The organism is Streptomyces sp. NPDC018693, from assembly GCF_044391385.1.
GTDB lineage: Bacteria > Actinomycetota > Actinomycetes > Streptomycetales > Streptomycetaceae > Streptomyces.
The window spans coordinates 584,147-605,792 of record NZ_JBIRZZ010000001.1; the positions used below are offsets into that span (position 1 = coordinate 584,147).

The window sequence follows — 21,646 nt, forward strand, 5'->3', positions numbered from 1 at the left end:
GTGCGGACGCGGGCCGCACAGTCTGCCCGAAGCGCCGCCCCGGAGCGAGGTTCACGCACCGTCGCGAACCCGTCGCATTGTCGGTGGGGTGCGGCAGGATGGGGCGGATGAGCGAGCAGAGCCTTCCGGACGACGCCCGCCCGGAGTACGCGGACGCCCTGCCGGAGTACGCCGAGCGGGTCCTGGACGTCGCCGAGCTGATCCCGCCGGGGCGGGTCATGACGTACGGGGACGTCGCCGAGTGGCTGGACGAGGGCGGCCCGAGGCAGGTCGGCCGGGTGATGGCCCTCTACGGGGGCTCCGCCCCGTGGTGGCGCGTGGTGCGCGCCGACGGGGTGCTGCTGCCGGGCCACGAGCTGCGGGCCCTGGACCACTACCGCGCGGAGGGCACGCCCCTGAAGGAGGCCGGCAGGGCCGCCGAGGGGCACCTGCCGCGCATCGACATGAGACGGGCGCGCTGGGACGGCGGCGAACACGCGGAGGGTCACACCTGACAGCTTCCGCCATTCGGCCGGACCGCGGGGCACCTGTGGCCCGTACGGGGGAAATCGGGCACTGCCGTGACATGACGTACGTTCGAGGGGCAAGGGACCGGCGTGTCGCACGGGCCCCCTGGGTCGCACGGGAAGAAGCGGAAGCCCTGCTTCCGTGGGGTCCGGCGGCGTAGCGTCGGCGGCACTCCTCCCCCCTCATCCCGCACACCCACCAGGACCGGCGAACCACGTGAGCTCCTCTTCCTCCACCCGACGCCTGCCGCACTCCCAGGTGCGGCAGGGGAGCCGTGGCGCTTACCGGCTGGTCCGTACCCCGCCGACCCCCGTGGATCCCCCTCGTCTGGACGCCGCCCAGCACGCCGTGGTTGACCACCGCACCGGCCCACTCCTCGTCCTCGCAGGCCCAGGGACCGGAAAGACGACCACCCTCGTCGAGTCCGTGGCCGCCCGCGTCGCCCGCGGCGGTGACCCCGCACGGATCCTGGTGCTGACGTTCAGCCGCAAGGCGGCCGTCGAACTGCGCGACCGCATGGCCCTGCGCATGGGCACCGCCCACGCCCCCCAGGCGACCACCTTCCACTCGTTCTGCTACGCCCTGGTCCGCGCCCACCAGGACAGCGACCTGTTCGTCGAGCCCCTACGACTGCTGTCCGGCCCCGAGCAGGACGTCACCGTCCGTTCGCTCCTGGAGGGGCAGGCCGAGCTGCGGAGGCTCGGCCTCGCGCACGTGCGCTGGCCCGACGAACTGCGCGCCTGCCTGACCACACGCGGCTTCGCCGACGAGGTCCGCGCGGTTCTCGCCCGGAGCCGGGAACTGGGCCTGGACCCCGGTGCGCTGCACGCCTTCGCCCGCCGCATCGGGCGCCCCGACTGGCAGGCCGCGGCCGCCTTCCTCGCCGAGTACCTCGACGTCCTCGACCTCCAAGGCGTCCTCGACTACGCCGAACTCGTCCACCGCGCGGTCCTCCTCGCCCGGCGCCCCGACGCCGCCCAGAGGCTCGCCGCGCAGTACGACGCCGTCTACGTCGACGAGTACCAGGACACCGACCCCGCCCAGGTACGGCTGCTGCACGCCCTGGCCGGCGGCGGACGCACCCTGGTCGCCTTCGGGGACCCCGACCAGTCGATCTACACCTTCCGGGGTGCCGACGTGAACGGCATCCTCGAATTCCCCCGCGCGTTCCCGCGCGCCGACGGCCGACCCGCGCCCGTCGAGGTCCTGCGCACCTCCCGCCGCTCCGGGGCCGCCCTGCTCACCGCCACCCGCCTGCTCACCCAGCGCATGCCGCTGACCCGCCTGCCCGCCGAGAAGGTGCGCGCCCACCGCGAACTCACCGCCACGCGTGACGGCGGCCGCGTCGAGGTGTACACGTACCCGACAGCCGGCACCGAGCTGGACAACATCGCCGACATCCTGCGCCGGGCCCACCTGGAGGACGGCATCCCCTGGGGCGAGATGGCCGTCCTGGTGCGCGCCGGCGCCCGCACCATCCCCACCGTCCGCCGCGCCCTCACCGCCGCCGGAGTCCCCCTCGACATCGACGGCGACGACCTGCCCCTGCGGCAGGAACCGGCCGTGGCACCGCTGCTCACGGCACTGTGGGCGGTGGCCACGGCGGAGGCGGCGGAACGGGCCGGGGCGGGACCTGAGCCTCTCGCCGGGGGTGCAGGAGCGGCCGATGACGTGTCGCCGTCGGGGGATGTGGTGGTGGGGTCGGCGGGTGGCGTGTCGCCGTCGGTGGATGTGGTGGTGGGGTCGGCGGGTGGCGTGTCGCCGTCGGTGGATGTGGTGGTGGGGTCGGCGGGTGGCGTGTCGCCGTCGGTGGACGTGGCGGCGGGATCGGCCGGTGACAAGCCCCGGTCCGTGCCGGCCGGTCACGAGCCGCAGGCTTTTGCCGCCGACGCGGCGCCGGTCGGCGAGGAGTCCGATCCCCCGGCCGAGGCGGGGCTGCCGCCCGTCGGCGACGGAGGTAGTGAGCAGCCGACCGGAGATTCCGACCCGCGCGCGTGCTGGCTCGACACCGAGACCGCCCTCACCCTGCTCGCCTCGCCCCTCGCCGGCATGGACAGCGCCGACCTGCGCCGTCTCGGGCGCGCCCTGCGCGACGAGGAGCGCGCCGCCGGCAACCCGCTGCCGCCGCCCTCCGACGAACTCCTCACATGGGCCCTCGCCGAACCGGAACGCCTGGCCGTGCACGACCCCACGTACGCGCGCGGGGCACAGCGCCTCGGCGCGCTGCTCAGGAAGGCCCGCGAGCGCCTCGCCGGTGGCGGAACGGCCGAGGAAGCGCTCTGGGACCTCTGGGAGGGCACCCCTTGGCCGGCGCGCCTGGAACGGGCCGCGCGGCGCGGTGGCGCCGCCGGCCGCAACGCGGACCGTGACCTCGACGCCGTGTGCGCGCTGTTCGCGACGGCCACGCGCGCCGAGGAGCGCACCGGCGGCCTGGGCGCCCTGAACTTCCTGGCCGAGATAGATGCCGAGGACATCGCCGCCGACACCCTCACCCGACGCGCGGTGCGCCCCGACGCCGTCCGCCTGATGACCGCACACCGCGCCAAGGGCCTGGAGTGGCGTCTCGTCGTCGTGGCCGGCGTCCAGGAGGGTCTCTGGCCCGATCTGCGCCGCCGCGGCTCCCTCCTGGAGGCCGACCGCATCGGCCGCGACGGACTCGCCGAACCCCTCACCCCCGGCGCGCTGCTCGCCGAGGAACGCCGCCTGTTCTACGTGGCCGCCACGCGCGCAAGTGAACGGCTCGTCGTCACCGCCGTGAAGGCCCCCGCCGACGACGGCGACCAGCCCTCCCGCTTCCTCACCGAGCTCGGCGTCGAACCCCGGGACGTCACCGGCCGCCCCCGCCGCCCCCTGTCCGTCGCCGCGCTCGTCGCCGAACTGCGCGCCACGACCGTCGACCCCCGCGCCTCCGCGGCCCTCAGGGAGGCCGCCGCGCGCCGCCTCGCCCGCCTTGCCGCACTCGCCGACGAGGAGGGCCGCCCCCTCGTCCCGTCCGCGCACCCGTACCGCTGGTGGGGCATGTGGGAACCGACCGAGAGCAAGGCCCCGCTGCGCGACCGCGACCAGCCCGTCGTGCTGTCCGGCAGCGCCCTGGACCAGCTCGCCAACACCTGTGCCCTGCAGTGGTTCCTCGGCCGCGAGGTCAAGGCCGACGCACCCGCGACCGCCGCCCAGGGCTTCGGGAACGTGGTGCACGTCCTCGCCGACGAGGTCGCCTCCGGACACACCCCCGCCGACCTCGACGTCCTCATGGAACGCCTCGACTCCGTGTGGAACGCGCTCGCCTTCGACGCGCCCTGGAAGTCGGAGCAGGAGAAGAACAACGCGCGCGTGGCCCTCGAACGCTTCCTGACCTGGCACGTCATGGACCGCACCGGCCGCACCCCGGTCGCGAGCGAGCACGACTTCGACGTCACCCTCGAAGCGGGCGACTACGAGGTGCGCATCCGCGGCCAGATGGACCGCGTCGAGACGGACGGCGACGGCCGCGCCTACGTCGTCGACTTCAAGACCGGCAAACAGGCCCCCAGCTCCGCCGAGGTGGCCCGCCATCCCCAGCTCGCCGTGTACCAGCTCGCAGTCCGCGAGGGCGCCGTGGACGAGGCGTTCGACGGCACACGACCCGAGCCGGGCGGCGCGGAACTCGTCCACCTGCGCCAGGGCGCCGCCAAGCGGGACGGCGGTGACACCCTGCCGAAGGTGCAGGCCCAGGAGCCGCTGGAGGGCGAATGGGTCGGCGACCTGCTGGCGACCGCCGCCGGCAAGGTCCTCGACGAACGGTTCACCCCGACCAGCGGCCAGCACTGCACCCACTGCGCGTTCCGGGCCTCGTGCAGCGCCCGGCCCGAAGGCCGGCACGTCGTCGAGTGACCGGGGTGACATATCGCACCACAGGGACTGACCTGCGCTTCTTCCGCGCTGGAAGGATGATCGGGCCTCCGCTGTCAGTGCCCGCCGCTAGCCTCTGACGACATGCCCGCCCGTATCACCGACCCCGAGCAGCTCAAAGAGCTCCTCGGCATCCCGTTCACCCCGGAGCAGACGGCCTGCATCACCGCGCCGCCCGCCCCGCAGGTGATCGTGGCCGGCGCCGGCTCGGGCAAGACGACGGTCATGGCCGCACGCGTGGTCTGGCTGGTCGGCACCGGCCAGGTCGCCCCCGAGCAGGTCCTCGGCCTGACCTTCACCAACAAGGCCGCCGGAGAACTCGCCGAACGCGTCCGCAAGGCCCTCGTCAAAGCCGGCGTCACCGACCCCGACGCCATCGACCCGGACAACCCGCCGGGCGAGCCCGTCATCTCCACCTACCACTCCTTCGCGGGCCGCCTGCTCACCGACCACGGCCTGCGCATCGGCCTGGAACCCACCTCCCGCCTGCTCGCCGACGCCACCCGCTACCAGCTCGCCGCGCGCGTACTGCGCGAGGCCCCCGGCCCCTACCCGGCACTCACCCGCTCCTTCGCCGACCTGGTCAGCGACCTCCTCGCCCTCGACGCCGAACTCGCCGAGCACCTCGTCCGGCCGGAGACGCTGCGCGCCCACGACGCCGACCTGTTGCTCACCCTCCAGAGCGCCAAGCTCAGCAACGCCGACCTGCGCAAGGTGCCCGAGACGGCCGCCGCCCGCCGCGAACTCGCCGACCTGGTCATCCGCTACCGCGCCGCCAAACGCGAACGGGACCTGCTCGACTTCGGCGACCAGATCGCCCTGTCCGCACGGCTCGCACAGATCCCCGAGGTCGGCCGCGTCCTGCGCGACGAGTTCCGCGTGGTCCTCCTCGACGAGTACCAGGACACCTCCGTCGCCCAGCGCATCCTCCTTGCCGGCCTCTTCGGCGGCGGCACCGGCCACCCCGTGACCGCCGTCGGCGACCCCTGCCAGGCGATCTACGGCTGGCGCGGCGCCTCCGTCGCCAACCTCGACGACTTCCCCGAGCACTTCCCCCACGCCGACGGCCGCCCCGCCACCCGCCAGGCGCTCAGCGAGAACCGCCGCAGCGGCGGCCGCCTCCTCGACCTCGCCAACGGCCTCGCCGCACCCCTGCGCGCCATGCACGCCGGCGTGGAGGCCCTGCGCCCCGCCCCCGGCGCCGAACGCGACGGCACCGTCCGCTGCGCCCTGCTGCCCACCCACGCCGAGGAGATCCACTGGATCGCCGACTCCGTCGCCCACCTCGTCAACACCGGCACCGCACCCGGCGAGATCGCCGTCCTGTGCCGCACCGCGACCGACTTCGCGGAGATCCAGGGCGCCCTGGTCGCCCGGGACGTACCCGTCGAGGTCGTCGGCCTGTCCGGGCTGCTGCACCTGCCGGAGATCGCCGACCTGGTCGCCGTCTGCGAGGTCCTCCAGGACCCCGGAGCCAACGCCGCCCTGGTCCGCCTGCTCACCGGCCCCCGCTGGCGCATCGGCCCCCGCGACCTCGCCCTCCTCGGGCGGCGCGCCCGGCTGCTCGTCACCCACGCGCGCGTGGACGACAGCGACGACCCCGACCGCAGGCTCGCCGAAGCCGTCGAAGGAGTCGACCCGGCCGAGGTGACCTCGCTCGCCGACGCCCTCGACACCTTCCTCGACAGCCCGGCCGACACCGCGCACGACGACGGGCTGCCCTTCTCACCGGACGCGCGCGTCCGCTTCGCCCGCCTCGCCGCCGAACTGCGCGACCTGCGCCGCTCCCTGTCCGACCCGCTGATGGACGTCCTGCACCGCGTCCTCGCCGTCACCGGCCTCGAGGTCGAACTGTCGGCGTCCCCGCACGCCCTCGCCGCCCGCCGCCGCGAGACCCTGTCGAACTTCCTCGACATCGCCGCCTCCTTCGCCGCCCACGAGAGCCAGGCGAGCCTGCTCGCCTTCCTCGGCTTCCTGCGCACCGCAGCCCAGTACGAGAAGGGCCTCGACAACGCCCTCCCCGGCGGCGAGAACACCGTCAAGGTGCTCACCGCGCACAAGTCCAAAGGTCTGGAATGGGACGTCGTCGCCGTCCCCGGCCTCGTTACCGGCACCTTCCCCAGCGCACAGGGCCGCGAGAAATGGACCGCCCAGGCCAAGGTGCTGCCGCACGAGCTGCGCGGCGACGCCGACACCCTCCCCGACATCGCCTCCTGGGACTCACGCGGCATGAAGACCTTCCACGAGGCCATGAAAGACCACCAGCACACCGAGGAACTCCGCCTCGGCTACGTCACCTTCACCCGCCCCCGCTCCCTCCTCCTCGGCTCCGGCCACTGGTGGGGCCCCACCCAGAAGAAGCCACGCGGCCCCTCCGACTTCCTGCGGGCCCTGTACGACCACTGCGTGGCCGGACACGGCGAGATCGAGGCATGGGCGGACGAGCCCGAGGAAGGCGAGGAGAACCCCGTCCTCCACCAGGCCACCGCCGACCAGATGTGGCCGCTGCCCCTGGACGCCGCCGCCCTGGCCCGCCGCCGCGCCGCCGCCGAGACCGTCCTCGCCCACCTCGACGCCCTCACCTCCCACCAGGACGCCCACCCCACCGCCGTACACGACCCGGACACCCACGACGACCCGGAATGGCCCCCACCACCGGAGGACGACGAACCGCCGTACGACGAGACCGACCCCTTCGACACCGACCCCTTCGAGGCCGACCTCATTGAAGAGGCCCACCCCCTCGACACCCATGCTCCCGACGCCGGCCTGCTCGATGCGGAGCGCTTCGGTGCCGAGCCCACACGGACCGACCTCCGGCCGGCCGTCCCCCACCAGGCACCGGCCCCCGAGCCCTCGACCACCGCGCCGGGCAGGGAGCGGCTGACGCCCGAGGAGGCCCGTACCGTCGCCTCCTGGGACCGCGACCTCGACGCGCTCACCGGGGAGCTCCTGCGCACCCGGCAGGCCGTCACCGACGTCCCCCTGCCGACGACGCTCACCGCCTCGCAGCTGATGCGCCTGGCCGACGACCCCGACGGATTCGCACGGGAACTCGCACGCCCCATGCCGCGCCCCCCGCAACCCGCCGCGCGCCGAGGCACCCGGTTCCACGCATGGGTGGAGGCCCGCTTCGAGGAGTTGACGCTGCCCCTGCTGGAGCCCGACGAGCTGCCCGGGGAGGACGCGGAGATCGACGACGAGCGGGACCTCCAGGCCCTCAAGGACGCCTTCGAACGCACCGAGTACGCCCGCCGCACCCCGTACCGCGTCGAGGCCCCCTTCCAGCTCGCCCTCGCCGGCCGCGTCGTACGGGGCCGTATCGACGCGGTCTACCGGGACAGCGACGGCGAGACGGTGACGTACGAGATCGTCGACTGGAAGACCGGCCGCGGCCGCACCGGCGACCCGCTGCAACTCGCCCTGTACCGGCTCGCCTGGGCCGAACAGCAGCACGTCCCTGTGGAATCGGTCACGGCGGCGTTCCTCTATGTGCGCACCGGCGACGTCGTACGCCCCGCCGACCTACCGGACCGGGCCGCTCTGGAGCGCCTGTTGACGCAGGAAGAACCGGTCACGGACGCGCGCGGGGAGCGATCCACGGGGGCCGACCCCGCGCAACCGCCCGGCGAGGATGTCGGCGCGGGCCGATAGGCTCCTGACCATGAGCCATCCCGTTGACAGCGACGTCAGCGCCGTCCGCGCGTACATCGAGCAGCACCACGCCGCCTTCCTCGACGACCTCGCCGCGTGGCTGCGCATCCCGTCGGTCTCCGCGCAGCCCGAGCACGCGCCCGACGTGCGACGCAGCGCCGACTGGCTCGCGGCCAAGCTCAAGGAGACCGGGTTCCCCGTCGCCGAGGTCTGGCCGACCCCCGGCGCACCCGCCGTCTACGCGGAGTGGCCCTCCGGCGACCCCGAGGCGCCCACCGTCCTCGTCTACGGCCACCACGACGTGCAGCCCGCCGCCCGCGAGGACGGCTGGGACAGCGACCCCTTCGAGCCCGTCGTCCGCGGAAACCGCCTCCACGCGCGCGGGGCGGCCGACGACAAGGGCCAGGTCTTCTTCCACACCCTCGGCGTCCGCGCCCACCTCGCCGCCACCGGCCGCACCGCGCCCGCCGTCAACCTGAAGCTGCTCATCGAGGGCGAGGAGGAGTCCAGCTCCCCGAACTTCCGCGCCCTCGTCGAGAAGAACGCCGACCGGCTCACCGCGGACGCCGTGATCGTCTCCGACACCGGCATGTGGTCCGAGGACACCCCCACCGTGTGCACGGGCATGCGCGGCCTCACCGACTGCGAGATCCGGCTCCACGGCCCCGACCAGGACATCCACTCCGGCTCCTTCGGCGGCGCCGTACCGAACCCGGCCACCGCCGCCGCGCGCCTCGTCGCCGCGCTGCACGACGAGCACGCGCGCGTGGCCATCCCTGGCTTCTACGACGGCATCGTCGAAATCAGCGACCGCGAACGCGCACTCTTCGCCGAACTGCCCTTCGACGAGCAGCAGTGGCTGCGCACCGCCAAGTCCTACGCCACCCACGGCGAGGCCGGACACAGCACCCTGGAACGCATCTGGGCCCGCCCCACCGCCGAGGTCAACGGCATCGGCGGCGGCTACCAGGGCTCCGGCAGCAAGACGATCATCCCCTCGTCGGCCATGGTGAAGCTGTCCTTCCGGCTGGTCGCCGGCCAGGACCCCGGCCACATCGAGAAGGCCGTCCGCGCCTGGGCCGCCGACCAGCTGCCCGCCGGCATCCGCCACGAGATCGACTTCAGCCCCGCCACCCGCCCCTGCCTGACCCCGCTCGACCACCCGGCCCTGCAGTCCGTGGTGCGCGCCATGAGCCGCGCCTTCGAAGGGCCCGTCCGCTTCACCCGCGAGGGCGGCTCCGGACCGGCCGCCGACCTCCAGGAAGTCCTCGGCGCGCCCGTCCTCTTCCTCGGCATCTCCGTACCCTCCGACGGCTGGCACGCCCCCAACGAGAAGGTCGAGCTCGACCTCCTCCGCAAGGGCGTCGAGACCAGCGCCTACCTGTGGGGCGACCTCGCCGAGAACTGGCGCCACGCACCCTGACGCCCCCGCACGGTCCGCGGCGGCCGCCCGCGGGGCACACTGGAAGGACCGCCCCGCACCAGGACACCGCACCGGACCAGGTCGCCCCTGCCGCACGTCCCGCTGAACCGCCCGCCGAAACCACCGTTCCACCGGGGGAGTTGCAAGCACCCGTGACCACCTGGACCGACCAGAACGCCGACCGACCCATCTCGCTCACCGCCCCCAGCGGCATCGACCGGGCCGCGCACCACCGGCTCGACGAGGCATGGCTCGCGGCGGCGTGGAGCCACCCCACCACACGCTGCTTCGTGGTCTCCGGCGGTCAGGTCCTCATCGACGAGACGTCCGACGGCCGGACCGAACTCGTCATGACCCCCTCCTTCGAAGCGCCCCTCACCGAGGCCCACCGCTACTTCCTGGGCACCGACGGCGACGGCGTCAGCTACTTCGCCCTCCAGAAGGACGCGCTGCCCGGCCGCATCGACCAGTCCGCACGCCCCGCCGGCCTGCGCGAGGCCGGCCTGCTGCTGTCCCCGCGCGACGCCGGCCTCATGGTGCACGCGGTCGGCCTGGAGAACTGGCAGCGCACCCACCGCTTCTGCTCCCGCTGCGGCGAACGCACCGTCATCGCCGCCGCCGGCCACATCCGCCGCTGCCCCGCCTGCGGCGCCGAGCACTACCCGCGCACCGACCCCGCCGTGATCATGGCCGTCACCGACGAGGACGACCGCATCCTCCTCGGCCGCCAGGTCCACTGGCCCGAGGGCCGCTTCTCCACGCTCGCCGGCTTCGTCGAGCCCGGCGAGTCCATCGAGCAGGCAGTACGACGCGAGGTCTTCGAGGAGGCCGGCGTCACCGTCGGCACTGTCGAGTACATCGCCAGCCAGCCCTGGCCGTTCCCGTCCAGCCTCATGCTCGGCTTCATGGCCCGCGCCACCTCCACCACCCTCGACGTCGACGGCGACGAGATCCACGAAGCCCGCTGGTTCTCCCGCGACGAACTGGACGCCGCCTTCGCATCCGGCGAGGTCCTGCCCCCTTACGGCATCTCCATCGCGGCCCGCCTGATCGAACTCTGGTACGGCAAGCCGCTGCCGACACGCGGCTCCGTCTGAACACGACGAAGGGCGGCCCTCCCCGCACGGGAGAGCCGCCCTTCGTGCTCACCTTCAGCGCACTCAGACGCCGATCTTCTGCTTCACCTGCGCCAGCGACGGGTTCGTCAGCGTCGAACCGTCCGCGAAAAGCACGGTCGGGACCGTCTGGTTTCCGCCATTCGCCTTCTCCACGAACGCGGCCGACTCCGGGTCCTGCTCGATGTTGATCTCGGTGTACGCGATGCCCTCACGCTCCAGCTGCTTCTTCAGCCGCTGGCAGTAACCGCACCACGTGGTGCTGTACATCGTCACAGTGCCCTGCATGTCGCTAGCGCTCCTTAAAGCAGCTCGGGAAGGTCGTCCGGGAAGAGAACGCACACCGACTGCCCTGCATTCCCCGCCACCACGCCCGCCCCGACGTGACACCCGCCGCATTAATACGACTACGAAGCCCCGCCTGTGGACAACCGGCTCGCACGTCTCCGCCGACCTGGCAGCATGGCGGTGTGACAGCAGCAACGCACTCCACCCTCTTCCCGCAGGTACCGGACTCGGCCGACGCGGTGCTCGAAGGGCTCGACCCCGAGCAGCGCGAGGTCGCCACCGCCCTGCACGGACCGGTGTGCGTGCTGGCCGGAGCCGGAACCGGCAAGACCCGCGCGATCACCCACCGCATCGCCTACGGCGTACGCGCCGGCATCCTGCACCCCTCCAGCGTGCTCGCCGTCACCTTCACCAACCGCGCCGCCGGCGAGATGCGCGGCCGACTGCGCCAGCTCGGCGCCCAGGGCGTCCAGGCCCGCACCTTCCACTCCGCCGCCCTCCGACAGCTCCAGTACTTCTGGCCGAAAGCGATCGGTGGCTCCCTGCCCCGGCTCGTCGACCGCAAGGCCCAACTCGTCGCCGACGCGACCGCCGCCTGCCGCATCCGCCTCGACCGCGGCGAGCTCCGGGACGTCACCGGCGAGATCGAATGGTCCAAGGTCACCCAGACCGTCCCCGCCGACTACCCCCTCGCCGCCATCAAGGCCGGCCGCGAAGCCCCCCGCGACGCCGCCGAGATCGCCCAGATCTACGCCGCCTACGAAGACCTCAAGCGCGACCGCGCCGTCATCGACTTCGAGGACGTCCTGCTGCTCACCGTCGCCGTCCTCCAGGACCGGCACGACATCGCCGAACAGGTCCGCGCCCAGTACCAGCACTTCGTCGTCGACGAGTACCAGGACGTCAGCCCCCTCCAGCAGCGCCTACTGGAACTCTGGCTCGGCGACCGGGACAACCTGTGCGTGGTCGGCGACGCCAGCCAGACGATCTACTCCTTCACCGGAGCCACCCCCGACCACCTCCTCGACTTCCGCACCCGCCACCCCCACGCCACCGTCGTCAAACTCGTCCGCGACTACCGCTCCACCCCCCAGGTCGTCCACCTCGCCAACGGCCTGCTCGCCCAGGCCCGCGGCCGCGCCGCCGACCACCGCCTGGAGCTGATCTCCCAGCGCGCACCAGGACCCGAGCCCGCCTACACCGAGTACACCGACGAGCCCGCCGAGGCAGAGGGCGCCGCCCGCCGCATCCGCGAACTCCTCGACGCAGGCACCCCGGCCGCCGAGATCGCCATCCTGTTCCGCACCAACGCCCAGTCCGAGACCTACGAGCAGGCCCTCGCCGACGCCGGCATCCCCTACCAGCTGCGCGGCGCCGAGCGCTTCTTCGACCGGCCCGAGGTCCGCATGGCCGGCATCGCCCTGCGCGGCGCGGCCCGCTTCGGCGGCAACGACTCCGCGCTCGACGACGCCGTCGACCTGGCCTCCCAGGTGCGTGCCGTCCTCTCCGGCGAAGGCTGGACCCCGCAGCCGCCCGCCGGCTCCGGAGCGGTCAGAGAACGCTGGGAGTCACTCGCCGCCCTGGTCAACCTCGCGCAGGACTTCGCCGGCGCCAAGCCCGACGCCACCCTCGCCGACCTGGTCGCCGAACTCGACGAACGGGCGAACGCCCAGCACGCCCCCACCGTCCAGGGCGTCACCCTCGCCTCCCTGCACTCGGCGAAGGGCCTCGAATGGGACGTCGTCTTCGTCGTCGGCGTCGCCGAGGGCATGATGCCGATCACCTACGCCAGAACCGACGAACAGATCGAGGAAGAACGCCGCCTGCTCTACGTCGGAGTCACCCGGGCCCGTGAGCGACTCCACGTCTCCTGGGCACTGTCCCGCTCGCCCGGCGGACGCCCCAACCGCCGCCCCAGCCGCTTCCTGAACGGCCTGCGCCCCGGCTCCGGCACCACACAGGGCGGCCACAGCGGTTCCGGCGCCGCCGGAGGCATCGAACGCGGCTTCACCGGCGGGGGAGCGGACACCCCGGCCGTCGGCCCGCGCCGCACCCAGCGCAGCCCCGCCCGCTGCCGGGTCTGCGGACGCCCCCTCACCGACGGCGGAGAGCTGAAACTGCTCCGCTGCGAGGACTGCCCGTCCGACATGGACGAGGGTCTCTACGAGCGGCTGCTGGCCTGGCGCGACATCCAGGCACGGCGCAACGGTCAGCCCGCGTTCTGCGTCTTCACCGAGAAGACCCTGATGGCGATCGCCGAGACCGCCCCGGAGGAGCCGGGCGAGCTCGCGCGCATCCCAGGCGTCGGCATGCGCAAGCTCAACCGCTACGGAACCGATGTCCTGGCCATCTGCGCAGGCCAGGACGTAGGAAGGGACGACGCGGAGGACTGATACCAACTCGTCGAAAAAATAGTTTGCGCATGCCCCAGCAATCCCCATAGGTTCTTAAGCACGCGAACAGCGGCCTTCTCGAAGGCCCTGATTCCGTGCTGTACTTGCATATCCGCCGGATCGGGCTCGCCCCGATCCCCCGAGACGCCGAGAGGAGGCGATTGAAGTGATCATCATCAACAGCAGCTCCACCTGCACCGCCAAACTGACCGATCGCTCGGTCGTCTCCCTGTGCATGCTCGGCGCTTCGAACCGGGGCACCGGTGTGTCCGGCATCCGTGCCGACCGCCCGGCGTCCGCCTCCATCGCCCCCGCGGGTCTTCCCATCCGTGAGCGCGATGAGCGACCGACCAAGGCACTGGAAGCAGTAGCGGCACAGGCGCATGCCTATGCCTTTACGGCGGCCGGTGCCGGACTCCGGAAGCAGACGACGCAGCACCACCTGATGTGGGCCTTCCGTGGGCCAGAACCCTGGAGTGATCCAGCCTGATCGCCGATCAGGCCGGCGCCTTCAGGGCCGCGGAACCCCATCCGGGATCCGCGGCCCTTCTGTTTTCCCTCAAGCGGGACAGCAGACCGAAGGAGCCTCGGGACAAGAAAAGACCCGGTACCAGCCGCCACCCGGCCCAACAGGGCCGGAACGACCAGACGAGGAAGACGAACCGTGCAACTCGAAGCGCACGCCCCGTCCGTACCGCCTTCCGAAACGATCCCCCCGCCCGGCCTCACGGAGGACTCCACCTTGACCCCGCTCACCGCGCTCACCGCGCTCGACGACGCCATCGAGAACCTCGGCGTACCCGTCCCCTGCCGTTCCTATGACCCCGAGGTCTTCTTCGCGGAGTCCCCGGCGGACGTCGAGTACGCCAAGTCCCTCTGCCGCACCTGCCCGCTGATGGAGGCATGCCTCGCCGGCGCCAAGGAGCGGCGTGAGCCGTGGGGCGTCTGGGGTGGCGAGCTGTTCGTCCAGGGCGTCGTCGTCGCCCGGAAGCGGCCGCGTGGCCGCCCGCGCAAGAACCCGGTCACGGCATGAACACCGCAGGAACGATCGACCGCCCCCTCACGCACGACCCCAAGAAGCAGGCCCCGATGAAGCCGTCCACCAGCGAGCTCGCAGGCTCCGCGACCGAAGACGTCACCATGACCGGCGCGATCGACTCGCGTCAGAACAGGACCCGAGAAATGCAACTCATCCCAGAAGCCCTCGCCCGTGCGCATATGCACGAGCGACTGCACGAGGCCGAGCGGGACCGACAGGCCCTGCGCCTGGCGGCCGCCCGCCGGATGCAGCGCCGGGCCGAGCGCGCCTCGCTGCGCGCCCGCCGGGCGCTCGCCATGGCCCTGATGCAGTAACCGACAACATCTGAAGCGGTGGTCTCCCGAGCCGGGAGACCAAGCTCTCCTCGCGGGGGCCGGTCCAACCGAACGGACCGGCCCCCGCAGTGCGTTGGGCCCCCCTCCCCCCTCCCCCCTCCCCCCTCCCCTCCCCCGGCACGGCATCGGCACAGTCCGCGTCAGCTCACGCCTCCGCGGCCGTCTCCTCCTCGTCCAGCTCCTCCTCGAGGACGAAACCCGGTAGCCACTCCTCCAGTTCCTCGCGCAGTCGGACCGTCGCGCCGAGCTGGCAGAGGACGCCGATGGTGCTGAGAGTCACCCGGTGTATCAGCAGATAGGCCGGGGGGAGGTTGAGTTGCTTGCCCAGCTGGTAGGCGGGGGAGCGGGGGTCGGCGATGCGGGCCGCCTGGCTGCGCATCCAGGTGCGGGTGAAGGTGAACTCGTCCACCTGGGCCGGCTCGATGATCGGCAGGAGGTAGTCGAGGACCGCGTCCGGGTCCAGCTCGATCGACTCCTTCACGAAGCCTTCCGCGCACAGCAGCTCATAGACGGCGTTGGCCTCGCCGTCGAGGGTCATGCGCAGGGACTCGCCGATCGGGGTCGGCAGGCCGCCCGGCAGGCGGTCGACCGTGCCGAAGTCGAGGACGCCGAGCCGCCAGTCGTCCTCTCCGTCGGGGCCGCCGGGCAGCAGGCGGAAGTTGCCCGGGTGCGGATCGGCGTGCAGCAGGCCGGTGCGGGCCGGTCCGGAGAAGAGGAACCGGGCCAGGAGCTGGCCGGCCCGGTTCCTCTGCTCCGGTGTGCCGTCGGAGATCACCTCGGACAGGGGCACACCGTCGATCCACTCGGTGATCAGGATCTGGTCGCACTGGTGGACCACGGCCGGGACGACGACATCGGGGTCGTCCGCGAACTCCTCCGCGTGGGTCTGCTGGGCGGCGGCCTCCAGGCCGTAGTCCAGCTCCTCGGAGACGCGGTCCTTCAGCTCGGTGATCAGCGGCTTGACGTCCATGCCGGGGACCAGGGGGCCCAGCAGGCGGGCGAAGCGGCTGAGTTGGTTCAGGTCGGACAGCAGAGCGTCGCCCGCGCCGGGGTACTGGACCTTGACCGCGACCTCCCGGCCGTCGTGCCACACGCCCCGGTGCACCTGGCCGATCGAGGCGGCCGCGGCGGGCTTGTCCTCGAATTCGAGGAACAGTTCCGGCCAGTTCTCGCCCAGTCGCTCCGCGAGCATCATGTGGACGGTGCGCGTCGGCATGGGCGGTGCCGCGTCCTGCAGTTTGGTCAGGGCCGCCCGGTAGGGGCCGGCGACCTCCTCCGGCAGGGCCGACTCGAAGACGGACAGGGCCTGCCCGAACTTCATCGCGCCGCCCTTGAGCTCGCCGAGCACCTTGAACAGCTGCTCCGCCGTGCGCTGCTGCAGCTCGCGGCCGACGATCTCCGCGGACTCGCCCACGATGCGCTTGCCCAAGCCCCAGGTCGCCCGCCCGGCGAAGCCGAGCGGGAGCGCGGCGAGCTTGGCGGTCCGGGTGACCGCCTTCCGGGGAAGATCAGACATGCGCCCTCCAAGTCCCAGCCTGCCGCGTCGAGTGTGCCGTACGGCGCAACTCCTTCGAATGGCGTTGCTCCGCCATTGTCTCGTGCGACTCCGTGTCCATGGGGGTGTGTTCTCCCTTACCTTTCCCTCCGCTGCTCTCCTCGCCGCTCTCTCCGGCTTTCTCCGCGGCCCGGCAGGGGCATGCCGGGTGGGCCCAGACCGGTCGGGCGTGCCACTGAAGGGTGGGTGCGGAGATCTCCCAGCGGGCCCCGGTGCTCGCCGGGCTGTGGCCGTCGAGGAAGGTCAGCGCGTGTGCGGCGGCCAGGCCGGCGACCGTCGTGGCCAGCGGCAGGTCGCAGGGGCGGGCCGGGCGGGGCCCTCCGGAGCGCCACTGGGCGACGAGGCGCGGCCAGGTCGGGTCCCGGTCGATGCGGGTCTGCTGCAGACAGCCGGCGCAGCCGGTCTCGCCGGGCAGGACGAGGGGGCCGACGGTGCCGGTGCCCTCCACCACGCCCGCGTAGAGGTGCGGGATGCCCGAGTCGATCAGGGGTGCGGCGGCGGACGGGTCGGGGGCGTGTACGGACACGTCGTCCCGAGGGGTGAGGAGCACCAGGGAGAAGCCGGGGGTGCCCACCTCGCTCGTCGGGCCCGTGGTTCTGCGGGGTGGGCGGCCGGGTGCGGAGCGGCGGACCGCGCGGCGGGCCGCCTCGTCGCGGCGCTCGCCGATGGCCTCGGCGGGCAGGCCGCCCGGGGTCACATCGTCTGGTTCGACCCGGCCGCCGTCGCGCACGTCGACCTCGCCGATGCCCGCGCCCGACAGCAGGGAGGCCAGCACGGCGCCGACCCGGCCGGCGCCGCGGACCTGTACGCGCAGTCGGCGGCGCGCGGCCAGGGTACGCATCGCGTCACCCGGCTCCGAGGTGACCAGAGAGAGTGCGGCCAGGTCGGGGCGCAGCCGGTCCAGGACGTCCGGTTTCTCCCGCAGGGCGTCGGCGTCCGGGCCGCCTCCGCGGGCGTCCTCGATCAGGCCCGCGTGTGACAGGCGCCGCACCAGCAGGTCGACATGGCCGTCGGGCAGGTCCATGCGCCGGCCCTCCTCACGCAGGAGGTCCAGGCCGCGGGTGCCGTCCAGCAGGTCGAGGAAGTGGCCGGTCGCCGTGTCCATCGGGCCGAGCGTGAGCGCGTGTGCCGGTGTCATGCCGAACTGCACGGTGTTGAGGTCGCGCCAGCCGCGTCGCAGCGCCGGTTTCACCATCGGATGCATCTCTGTCCCCCGTAGGTCCGTCGGATGGGTGTCTGTCCCCGTAGGCCCGTGCCCGTGCGTGGTTCTGTCCCCGTAGGCCAGTGCCCGTGCGTGGATCTGTCCCCGTGTGCCGGCGGAGCGGGGGCGTGGGGTGTCCTCGCTCCGCCGACGAGTGCCAGCATGCCGGGGGCGGGCCGATGGGTGCGGAGAGTTGTCCACAGGCGCCGGGATTCGTCGTACAAATCCGTCGTACGAGGCACGGGGGACGTGTGGGTTCGGGGCGGAACCTCCCAGGAGCCGGGACTTCTCCCGTGTGCAGCGGGTAACGTCGGGGCGTGTCCGCCGACCCACTGCACCGCGCCGGAACGCCACAGCGCAAGCCGACGAGTCAGCCGCCGAGCGGCTCGGGGGCGAGCGCGATCGAGGTGCGCAGAAGTGCCCGGCGCCGCCGGACGGTCTCGGCGTACCGCGAGGGCGATCGCACCATTGTGCTCATCCCCGCCCGGATGTCCGAGGCGGAGGAGCAGCGCTGGGTGAGCGTCATGCTCGACAAGCTGGCGGCGCAGGAGAGCCGGCGGGTGCCCGGTGACGCGGAGCTCGCCGAGCGTGCCGAGCGGCTGTCCGCGCAGTACTTCGCGGGGCGGGCCCGGCCCTCCTCGGTGCGCTGGGTGACCAACCAGAACACGCGTTGGGGCTCCTGTACGCCCGCCGAGGGCAGCATTCGGCTTTCGCATCGGCTCAAGGGCATGCCGGAGTACGTCATCGACTACGTCCTGCTCCATGAGCTCGCGCATCTTCTGGTGCCGGGTCACGGTCCGGACTTCTGGCGGCTGTTGGAGGCGTATCCGCGTACCGAGCGGGCCCGTGGCTACCTCGAAGGGGTGGTGGCCGCCGAACGGTTGCCGCATGTGCCGGGCGCGCGGGGCGGCGAGTCCACGCCCGGCGGGGAGTGAGTCCGCCTCGGTGAGGGCCCTGTTCCGTGGCCGTACGGGTGTTGTGTACCGGGTGTGTACCGACTTCCTCCGTTGTCCGGGATTGCCGTTAGCCTGACGCGACGTACTCACATTCGGGATGGGGGACGGTCGTAACGCATGGCCAGGGAATTCCAACGCGGCCACAAGGCCAGGATCAGTGACCTCACCGCGGGCACGGATCTGTACGTAGGCGTGCAGATCTCCGCCCCCGGACTGACCTTCGACATCAGCTGTTTCGGCCTCGACGCCGAGGAACGGCTCTCCGACGACCGGTACTTCGTCTTCTTCAACCAGCCGAAGTCGCCGGAGGAGGCCATTCAGCTTCTGGGTGCCCAGGCCGGGGACACGGAGTCCTTCCGGGTCACGCTGGACCGGATCCCGGCGCGGATCCAGAAGCTGTCGTTCACGGCGACCATCGACGGCGCCGGACAGATGTCGCAGATCGACTCCGGTTACATCCGTATCGTCGCGGGTGGCGAGGAGGTGGCCCGATACGCGTTCAACGGTGCGGAGTTCTCCACCGAGCGGGCCGTGATGCTGGGCGACTTCTACCTGAAGGACGTGTGGCGCTTCGCGGCCGTGGGGCAGGGCTTCGACGGCGGCCTGGAGGCGCTGCTGAAGAACTTCGGCGGTGAGGTCCTGGAGGAGGAGACACCCGCCGCCGCGCCGCAGGCCCAGCAGCCGCAGACCGGGGCCGCTCCCGGCTTCGCACCGCCCGCGTTCGCCCCGCCCCCACCGACGGCCCAGGCCCCTGCACCGGCCCCCGCGCCGCAGCCCGCCCCAGGCTTCTCCGCACCCCCCGGAGCGACCCCGCCGCCCGCACCCGCGCCCTCGCCCTCCGTGCACGCCGCGCCGACCATCGCCGCGGGGCTGTACACCCCGCCCACGGGCACGGTGCCGCCGCCCGCGCCCGCGCCCGCCCCGGCCCCCGTACCGCACGGCGGCCCCTTCACGCCTCCGGGCACGACCCCTCCCGGAGGCCCGTTCACCCCGCCCGGTACGGCGCCCCCAGGAGGCCCCTTCCCACCCCCCGGCGCCCCCCTGGGCGTACCCGGGCAGGGCCAGCCCTTCGGCGGAGGGGCCGCGCTCGCGCCCGTGCCGCCCGAGGCGGGGCTCAGAGCGGTCCTGACGAAGTACGCCGAGGCCCCGGTCGGGGACCGCTGGACCGAGCAGAACCACCAACTGGTGCGGGCCACCCTCGCCAAGGGCGCCAACATCCTCGCCAAGCAGGGCAGCATGGTCGCCTACCAGGGCGACATCGACTTCGCCCACAAGGGCTCCGGACTGCTCGGCAAGCTGACCGGGCAGCTCACCGGCCAGGGCATGGCCCTGATGCGCTGCTCCGGGGACGGCGAGGTCTTCCTCGCCGACGAGGGCAGCCGGCTGTTCGTGATCCGCCTCCAGGGGGAGCAGCTGTACACCAGCGCGCGCGGGGTGCTCGCCTTCGACGAGTCGCTGGACACCGAGATCCGCCGCATCGAGGGCGTGGGACTGCCCGGCGGCGGCCTGTTCAGCATGCTCTTCTCCGGCACGGGAGCCGTCGTCGTCAAGACGCGCGGGACGCCCGTGGTGCTGCCCGTGGGACCGGCCACCTACGTCGACGGCAACGCCGTGATCGCCTGGTCGGCGGGCGCCCAGGCCGTCACCACGACCTCGCTGCGGCTGCGCCGCTCCGGGTACGCCCGGCAGACCGCGGAGGCCGTGAACCTCCAGTTCCGGGGCGCACCGGGCAACTTCGTCGTCGTACAGCCCTTCGAGGTGTGAGGCAGTCCATGGACCTTCAGGCACTCAACGCCCACCGCTCCGCTGCCACCGGCGTCCGGATGAGCGTGCACAGCTCCAAGACGCTCAAGGTCACCATGGTCACCGGGCAGGACCTGTACGCGAAGGCCGGCTCGATGATCGCCTACGACGGCTATGTGCAGTTCGACGCGCCGCCCGGCACCCTGCGCCGCACGGCGGAGGAGATGGTCACCGGCGAGGGCGGCAAGCTGATGCTCTGCCGTGGCGACGGGGAGCTCTACCTCGCCGACTACGGCGGTGACGTCCTCGTCGTCCACCTCGCCAACGAGGCCCTGTCCGTCAACGGCCCCACCCTGCTGGCCTGCGACGCCTCGCTGGAGCTGAAGATCGAACCGGTCAAGGGGCTGGCGAAGCTGTCCGGCTCAGGTCTGACCAACCTCGTCGTCCGCGGCACCGGCTGGGTCGCGCTGGTCAGCCGGGGCGTGCCGATCGCCCTGGACTGCGCCGAGCGGGAGACCTACGTCGATCCCGACGCGCTCATCGCGTGGACCGGCGGCCTCGACATGAAGGCCCGCCGCACCGTCAAGGCGAGCGCGCTGATCGGGCGGGGCAGCGGCGAGGCATTCCAGGTCGGCTTCAAGGGGCAGGGCTTCGTGGTCGTCCAGCCCAGCGAGGACACCGGCGACCGCTTCAAGATCCGTGGCTGACCGGGGCTGAGAGGAGCACCAGCACACATGCACAGCACACTCTTCGCGCACATCCCGGTGGAGTCCACCGAGCGCTACACGCTGCAGAACCCGCAGCTGCTCAAGGTCGACGTCACCCGGGGCCACAGCCCGGTCCTGGCCCGTCAGGGCGCGATGGTCGCCTTCGAGGGGCAGATCGACTTCCAGAGCCAGTACCGCGACCGCGGCTGGCGCAACGTGGAGCGCATGACCGGCGAGCGGCTGGAGCTGATGCGCTGCCAGGGCAACGGGATCGTCTATCTCGCCAACTTCGCGCAGTACCTGCACATCATGGAGGTCGGCCGCGGCATCACCGTCGACTCCTCCGCCGTCCTGGCCCTCGACGGGTCCCTCGGCGTCGGCATCGTCGCCGTGGACAGCGCGGTCCAGGTGGCGTCGGCGGGCGCGTACAACCTGGAGCTGTCCGGCGCCGGGCAGGTCGTCGTGATGACCTCCGGCGAGCCCCTGGTCCTGGAGGTGACCCCGGAGCGGAACGTCTGCTGCGACTCGGACGCGGTCATCGCCTGGTCAACCTCGCTGCGCACCCAGCTGCAGGCACCCACCTCCACATCCGCCGTGTGGCGTCGGCGGGGCTCCACCGGTGAGGGCTGGGAGATGCAGTTCTCCGGTACCGGACATGTCCTGGTGCAGCCCAGCGAGCTGCTGCCGCCGCAGCATCTGCGCACGTCCGGGCTGCTCGGGCAGTTCGGCATGGGCGCCGGCGGGCTGAGCGGGAACTCCCTCGGCGGCAGCCGCAACTGACACCCCCCCCGTGGGGGCACGTGTAAGGGGCGGTCGCCATGGACGACCGCCCCTTACCCGGG

Annotated in this window: 16 protein-coding genes; 13 read left to right on the plus strand and 3 right to left on the minus strand. The window is 72.6% G+C overall.

Annotated features, from left to right (window positions below):
• The first annotated feature begins 107 nt into the window (after nt 1-107).
• The 5 genes from ACH5AC_RS02810 to nudC all read left to right on the plus strand — a co-directional run bounded on the left by ACH5AC_RS02810 (nt 108) and on the right by nudC (nt 10,569).
• Nucleotides 108-494, plus strand: a complete 387-nt coding sequence (locus ACH5AC_RS02810) for an MGMT family protein (RefSeq protein ID WP_398859768.1) — start codon at nt 108-110, stop codon at nt 492-494.
• Nucleotides 495-723: 229 nt separating this feature from the next.
• Complete coding sequence (locus ACH5AC_RS02815) at nt 724-4,377, plus strand: ATP-dependent helicase (RefSeq protein WP_398859769.1); 3,654 nt, start codon at nt 724-726, stop codon at nt 4,375-4,377.
• Between the two features lie 102 nt (nt 4,378-4,479).
• On the plus strand, nt 4,480-8,049 hold the full coding sequence (locus tag ACH5AC_RS02820) for an ATP-dependent helicase (protein ID WP_398859770.1): 3,570 nt from the start codon (nt 4,480-4,482) through the stop codon (nt 8,047-8,049).
• A 10-nt stretch (nt 8,050-8,059) separates the two neighbouring features.
• Nucleotides 8,060-9,472 (plus strand): dipeptidase, encoded by a 1,413-nt coding sequence (locus ACH5AC_RS02825; protein ID WP_398859771.1) that lies wholly within the window; start codon nt 8,060-8,062, stop codon nt 9,470-9,472.
• 152 nt (nt 9,473-9,624) lie between these two features.
• Nucleotides 9,625-10,569 carry an NAD(+) diphosphatase gene (gene nudC, locus ACH5AC_RS02830; protein WP_398859772.1) on the plus strand — a complete coding sequence of 315 codons (945 nt, stop codon included), beginning with the start codon at nt 9,625-9,627 and terminating at the stop codon, nt 10,567-10,569.
• 63 nt (nt 10,570-10,632) lie between these two features.
• On the opposite strand, the gene ACH5AC_RS02835 is transcribed toward nudC, so the two are convergent.
• Entirely contained in the window at nt 10,633-10,875 is a 243-nt protein-coding gene (locus tag ACH5AC_RS02835) for a mycoredoxin (protein WP_128434519.1), read from the minus strand.
• A gap of 182 nt (nt 10,876-11,057) precedes the next feature.
• On the opposite strand from ACH5AC_RS02835, the gene ACH5AC_RS02840 reads away from it, so the two are divergent.
• The 4 genes from ACH5AC_RS02840 (at nt 11,058) to ACH5AC_RS02855 (ending at nt 14,621) form a co-directional block, all read left to right on the plus strand.
• Nucleotides 11,058-13,268: an ATP-dependent DNA helicase UvrD2 gene (locus tag ACH5AC_RS02840; protein WP_398859773.1), complete on the plus strand. Its 2,211-nt coding sequence runs from the start codon at nt 11,058-11,060 to the stop codon at nt 13,266-13,268.
• 166 nt (nt 13,269-13,434) lie between these two features.
• Nucleotides 13,435-13,758 (plus strand): hypothetical protein, encoded by a 324-nt coding sequence (locus ACH5AC_RS02845; protein WP_398859774.1) that lies wholly within the window; start codon nt 13,435-13,437, stop codon nt 13,756-13,758.
• A gap of 174 nt (nt 13,759-13,932) precedes the next feature.
• Nucleotides 13,933-14,301, plus strand: coding sequence for a WhiB family transcriptional regulator (locus ACH5AC_RS02850; protein WP_005480495.1), 369 nt, complete (start codon nt 13,933-13,935; stop codon nt 14,299-14,301).
• Nucleotides 14,298-14,621, plus strand: coding sequence for a hypothetical protein (locus ACH5AC_RS02855; protein WP_398859776.1), 324 nt, complete (start codon nt 14,298-14,300; stop codon nt 14,619-14,621). The genes ACH5AC_RS02850 and ACH5AC_RS02855 overlap by 4 nt, the downstream gene beginning before the upstream one ends.
• 166 nt (nt 14,622-14,787) lie before the next feature.
• Here the strand turns inward: ACH5AC_RS02855 and ACH5AC_RS02860 are convergent, their stop codons facing one another.
• Together ACH5AC_RS02860 and ACH5AC_RS02865 are read right to left on the minus strand one after the other, a co-directional pair.
• The gene (locus ACH5AC_RS02860; RefSeq protein ID WP_398859777.1) at nt 14,788-16,158 is read right to left on the minus strand and encodes an ABC1 kinase family protein; all 1,371 of its coding nucleotides are present in this window, start codon (nt 16,156-16,158) and stop codon (nt 14,788-14,790) included.
• A complete protein-coding gene (locus ACH5AC_RS02865) occupies nt 16,151-17,401 on the minus strand; it encodes a TOMM precursor leader peptide-binding protein (protein ID WP_398859778.1) in 1,251 nt (416 codons plus the stop codon). The genes ACH5AC_RS02860 and ACH5AC_RS02865 overlap by 8 nt, the downstream gene beginning before the upstream one ends.
• A gap of 314 nt (nt 17,402-17,715) precedes the next feature.
• On the opposite strand from ACH5AC_RS02865, the gene ACH5AC_RS02870 reads away from it, so the two are divergent.
• The 4 genes from ACH5AC_RS02870 to ACH5AC_RS02885 all read left to right on the plus strand — a co-directional run bounded on the left by ACH5AC_RS02870 (nt 17,716) and on the right by ACH5AC_RS02885 (nt 21,584).
• The gene (locus tag ACH5AC_RS02870) at nt 17,716-18,333 is read left to right on the plus strand and encodes a M48 family metallopeptidase (protein WP_398859779.1); all 618 of its coding nucleotides are present in this window, start codon (nt 17,716-17,718) and stop codon (nt 18,331-18,333) included.
• 138 nt (nt 18,334-18,471) lie between these two features.
• Complete coding sequence (locus tag ACH5AC_RS02875) at nt 18,472-20,118, plus strand: TerD family protein (protein WP_398859780.1); 1,647 nt, start codon at nt 18,472-18,474, stop codon at nt 20,116-20,118.
• An 8-nt stretch (nt 20,119-20,126) separates the two neighbouring features.
• Nucleotides 20,127-20,804, plus strand: coding sequence for an AIM24 family protein (locus ACH5AC_RS02880; RefSeq protein ID WP_398859781.1), 678 nt, complete (start codon nt 20,127-20,129; stop codon nt 20,802-20,804).
• 27 nt (nt 20,805-20,831) lie between these two features.
• Nucleotides 20,832-21,584, plus strand: coding sequence for an AIM24 family protein (locus ACH5AC_RS02885; RefSeq protein ID WP_398859782.1), 753 nt, complete (start codon nt 20,832-20,834; stop codon nt 21,582-21,584).
• Nucleotides 21,585-21,646: the final 62 nt, after the last annotated feature.